Origin of the sequence: uncultured Blautia sp. (genome assembly GCF_902497045.1) — a bacterium.
Classification (GTDB): Bacteria; Bacillota; Clostridia; order Lachnospirales; family Lachnospiraceae; genus Blautia_A.
The window spans coordinates 1-5,204 of record NZ_CABVDF010000210.1 but is presented as its reverse complement, the minus strand read 5'-3'; the positions used below and the strand labels follow the sequence as shown (position 1 = coordinate 5,204).

The window sequence follows — 5,204 nt, the reverse complement described above, 5'->3', positions numbered from 1 at the left end:
AATTATATAAATTGACAATCACTATATCTTGTGCTAGTATACTGATATAGTTTATTTTTATGCATACCCGTTATGGGGAGTTTGTGGATTTGTCAGAATCCCAAAACTCAAAGACGGCTGAAAAAGCTGTCTGCATAAGTTGTTTATGTTTGTATAAAGTGTCACTATCTGTCTGTTATGGACAATAGCGGCACTTTTGTTTTTTGGTAAGAATACCAGTAAATCAGGAATGACCAGAGAATATCAGGTTCTCTTTTCATTCCTTTTTTTGTGCCTAAATATAGGGCGTTTTAGAAAATGCCAGATACAGCATGGGCTGTTTATGGAATAAAACATATTTTAAGAAAGGTGGTACACACAAATGAATGAAACAAGAATCTATGCAGATGCGTTTGAAACGACATTTGCAAACACAAAGGAAATGCTGGAATTTCTGGCAGAACGGGCGAAGGCTTCCCAATGGATCCGTAAGCCGACCAGGATGCTGCGGCTGGTTCCCCTTGAGAAAGAGGCGGAAACGATTGAGAAAGCCTGTACAAAGCAACTGGAAGGAATTGTAGAGGATACGGAGAAAAATACCCAGTTGGTATTAAAGATCAATGGGGAAGTGTATCCTGTCCGGGATTGTGCTATGCACACGATCTTGAAAAGAGCCGGTGTCAGCGGTACAGGTTTACGGAAGCTTGAAAAGGCTACTTATGCGAAAGTAATCAATTATTGTCTGAAAGTCGCAAGAGGAGATGCACTGATTAAAATAGCAGATGGGAAGGTATCTGCTGTACATGGAGGAGATGAGCATGATTATTGCGTCCTTGATATGGAGGCAGTATTTTCTATGACCTGTGATTATCTGAAGGCACATTTTAGTGGCAGCGCTTATCTGGAAGGTTCTGGAACCTACGACCATTCCATTGCATCCGCTATGTGGACATTGGAAGGAAATCAGGAACTTTTGGATACCTACCGACAGGCATTAAAGGATCATGACCTGGAAGATAAGGCTCTTGCACCGGCACTCAGGCTTACTACTTCAGATGTGGCAGCCAGTGGTGCAAATCTGTATCCGATGATGACGTCAAAAACAAACAACCGCACGATTAGTTTAGGGAGTCCGATTAAACTGTCTCATGACAAGGGAGCAACACTTCAGGATTTCCGGAAGAATCTGGACAAGATTTTTTCAAGGTATCAGGAGGCAATGAATGGAATTTCTTCTTTGATGGATATTGAAATTGAAAATCCGGTAAATTGTCTGCATCTGGTAATGAAGGAAATTAAGATCAGCCAGAAGATTCGTAACGAAGTAGTAGAACAATATGTTGCCCAGTATGGAGAAGATCCTTGTACGGCTCATGACCTTTACTATGCCATCAATGAAGCATCTTTCTTTGCAGCTTGTGAAGGTTTTTCCGGAAGCCGAATTCTAAAACTGGAAGAAGATATTGCCAGAACATTATCTATGGATTGGAAGGCATTTGACGTTATTGGAGCAATCAAATTATAAGGAGGACAAAGAAATGAGTTTAGCATTGAATTATGAACCGGAAGTTGTTGTAAATATTGAGCCACTTACAAGAGAGGAATGGCTGGATTACCGAAGACTTGGGATTGGTGGAAGTGATGTAGCCGCTATTATGGGAATCTCACCCTTTGCAACCATAAAAGATCTCTATTACGACAAAATTGGTGTAAAACCAATGATTGATGAAGGAGAAAGTAACTGGGTGGCAAAAGAAGTGGGACATCGTTTGGAAGATCTGGTAGCCATGATCTTCTCAAAAAAGACTGGATTAGAAGTTTTTCCTGTCCGGAAGATGTTCCGGCATCCCTTCTATCCGTTCATGCTTGCAGATGTAGATTATTTTATCCGGTTTCCGGATGGAAGTATCGGAATCTTGGAATGTAAAACCTGTAATTACAATGCCAAAGATAAATGGGCAGATGACGGAATCCCAGAAAACTATGTTCTTCAGGTAAGGCATTATATGGCAGTGATGAACATCAAGAAAGCCTATATCGCCTGCTTGTACGGAAATAATGAGAATGAATTTGTTTACCGTTCCTTGGAGCGTGACGAGATGGAAGAACAGGAACTGATTGACCAGGAAGAGTACTTCTGGAATGAGTATGTGGAGAAAAAGGTGGAGCCGCCTTATAACGGGAAAGCAGATCTGGTTTTAGCCAGTATCCGGAGGTACAAAGGTTTTGCGGATAAGACCATTCCTGAAATCACGATTTCCGGGCTGGAGTCAAGAAGCTTGGAGCGCTTTCTGATGTTAGCGGAGGAAAAATCACAGTTGGAACGAAGAAAAAAGGAAATTGATGCAGAGCAAAAAGCATTGAGTGTTCCTTTTGTGGAACTTCTCGGCCAGGGCTGCAAAGCAGTGATGGAGGACGGAAGCTCTCGTTACAAGATCACATATAATCCAACCATCCGTACTCAGATTGGAAAAGAACAGATGGAGAAATTAAAGATCCAGCATCCGGATATTTATGAGGAATACGCCAGTACCTCAGAGAGCCGGACATTTCGGATTAAGAAGGAGGCAGCGTAATGTTAGATGGAAAAAGAGCATATATCTGCTCCCCGCTGTCTGCGACTACAAAAGAAGTCAGACAGCAGAATATGGAAAAAGCGAAGTTTTATCTGATGCAGATCAAACGGCTTTATCATTGTCGTACTTTTGCATCCCATGCACATCTTCCCCTTATGTTGGATGATGAGATTCCAGAAGAACGGGAGGCAGCGTTACAGATTGGTATGATCCTGCTTACGTTGTGTGATGTGTTGGTTGTCTGCGGACCGTATATAAGCGCCGGAATGGCAGGCGAGATAAAGGCTGCATTTGAAAAAGGCAAGGAGGTGTACTGGTACGACGGAATCAAGTATCCCAGTGAATTGATAAAGATAGAAAATTGGAGGGAAATAAACGATGAGGTGCAGATTCATACGTAAGATTTTTCAAAATGAGGAGAATGGGTATACCATAGCTGTTTTTTCTACCCAGGATACTAGCGTTCCTTTGTCTGCCAGAGACAAATTCTGGTCTGCAAAGAAAGTCATTGCGTTTACTGCCATCGGTTATGATCTTCCGCTTTCGGATGAAATTGAAGTGGAGATGGAGGGAAACTGGGAATCCAGTACTCATGGACTTCAATATAAGGTGGAAAGCTTTTTGGAAGTTGTACCAAGAACCAGGGAGGGTATCTTAGGATACCTTTCCTGCGGTTCTGTAAAAGGTGTTGGACCGAAAATGGCGGAACGTATTGTCGATCAGTTTGGATTGAATACGTTGGAAATTATGGAAAAGACACCGGAGAAGTTACTGAAGGTACGGGGGATTTCAAAGAAAAAGCTGGATGGCATCATGGAATCCTTTGGGAAGAACCAGGTATTCCGGGAATTGATGACCTTTTTAGCTCCTTTTCATGTGACACCCAAGAAGGTAAATATGATCCTGAAACAATATCAGGACCGTTCGATGGAGATTATCCGCAAACAGCCGTATGCCCTGTTTCATGTCAAAGGCTTTGGCTTTCTTACAGTGGATGCGATTGCAAGACAATGCGGAGCATCGCCCAATGATCCCATGCGGATTTCTGGCTGTATCAGTTATGTGCTGAACGAAGAAATGCGTCAGAACGGACATCTGTATTTGAAACAGGATGCACTGATCAAAAGCGTCTTAAATCTTCTCAATGAAGACCAGACACTTGATCAGATCACAGAGTCGGAAATAAATGGTGTTTTGTATCGGTTAGCGGTACAGCATAGTATTGTTGTGGATGATGACCGGATTTACCGGGTAACACAGTATGAGGAAGAACGAAGGACAGCTATGATGATTGCAAAGAGACTGATGAAACAGATTCCGGCTGAATCCATAGAAAAAGAACTGGAAGAGGCACAGAGGGTTCTGGGCATTACGTTATCGGACTGTCAGAAAGAGGCGGTCCGTATGGTGTTTAGAAGTCCTATCAGCATTATTACCGGAGGTCCGGGAACCGGCAAGACAACGGTTTTAAAAGTTATTTTGTATATCCATAAGGAGAAATACAAAACGGAAGTACAACTCATGGCACCGACGGGACGAGCTGCAAGAAGGATGGCAGAAAGTACAGGACATGAAGAGTCCAGCACGATGCACATGGCATTAGGGCTTTATGGCGATGATGAATATGAACCGATGCTGGAGGAATTATCCGCAGAATTTGTAAACGTAGATGAGTTTTCCATGGTGGATATGCACCTCGCTTATGAATTTTTCAGTAAAGTAAAACCAAGTGCCAGAGTGCTTCTGGTAGGAGACATCCATCAGCTTCCTTCTGTTGGAGCCGGAGAAGTGTTCCGTCAGTTGATTCTGTGTGGGAAGATCCCGGTAACAACTTTAGATTTAGTATACCGACAGGGGAAAAACAGCAACATTGCTCTTAATGCAAAGTTGATGCAGCAAGGACGTACTGACTTGATAGAAGGGGAAGACTTCCAGATGATTGCCTGCAAAGGTGCAGAAGAGGCAGCTCAAATTGTTAAGGAATTGTATGTAAAAGAACTTGCAGTACATGGCATGGATCAGGTGCAGATTTTGTCACCTTATAAGGTGCGAAGTGCCGCAGGGGTAATAGAAATCAATAGAACCATACAAGATTTGGTGAATCCACCCATCTCTGGGAAAAAGGAACTCCATATCCATGACCATATCTTCCGGGAAGGGGACAAAGTTCTCCAAAATAAGAATACGGAAGTTGCCAGTAATGGGGATATGGGGATTCTTACCGAAATATCTAAAGATGAGGATAGCAACCCACTTGCCAGAATCGTATTTCCGGATGGACGCAGCGTGTTATATGAAGCAGACCAAATGGATATGGTGGAACACGCAAATGCAATCACCATCCATAAGAGTCAGGGAAATGAGTGCCAGGTAGTGATTATTCCCTGGGTGTGGGCATTTTACAAGATGCTGAAACGAAATATCCTGTATACCGGAATCACCAGAGCCAAACAGAAGGTTTATCTTGTAGGAGAGAAAAAGGCGATTACGGTAGCTATCAAACAGGAAAGTACCGGTACGAGGAATACCATACTGGCAGAACGGATCCGATATTATTGTGATATATATCAGAAACCGACGCAGCGTCAGCCGAAAATGGAGCAATTACGACTGGCAGTTTAAAAATTTTTTCTAAAAATGACCAAGATT

General features: G+C 42.7%; 4 protein-coding genes. All 4 read left to right on the top strand.

Annotated elements, in window-relative coordinates; all coding sequences use genetic code 11:
• Positions 1-361 precede the first annotated feature (361 nt).
• The 4 genes from RDS42_RS12355 to RDS42_RS12340 are packed head-to-tail and all read left to right on the top strand — an operon-like array spanning position 362 to position 5,177.
• Positions 362-1,504, top strand: coding sequence for a transposase (locus tag RDS42_RS12355; RefSeq protein ID WP_173904353.1), 1,143 nt, complete (start codon positions 362-364; stop codon positions 1,502-1,504).
• A gap of 13 nt (positions 1,505-1,517) precedes the next feature.
• Positions 1,518-2,555, top strand: coding sequence for a lambda-exonuclease family protein (locus RDS42_RS12350; protein WP_308783925.1), 1,038 nt, complete (start codon positions 1,518-1,520; stop codon positions 2,553-2,555).
• Positions 2,555-2,956 (top strand): DUF4406 domain-containing protein, encoded by a 402-nt coding sequence (locus RDS42_RS12345; RefSeq protein ID WP_308783924.1) that lies wholly within the window; start codon positions 2,555-2,557, stop codon positions 2,954-2,956. Before RDS42_RS12350 ends, RDS42_RS12345 begins: the two co-directional genes overlap by 1 nt.
• Positions 2,934-5,177: an ATP-dependent RecD-like DNA helicase gene (locus RDS42_RS12340; RefSeq protein ID WP_308783923.1), complete on the top strand. Its 2,244-nt coding sequence runs from the start codon at positions 2,934-2,936 to the stop codon at positions 5,175-5,177. Before RDS42_RS12345 ends, RDS42_RS12340 begins: the two co-directional genes overlap by 23 nt.
• Positions 5,178-5,204: the final 27 nt, after the last annotated feature.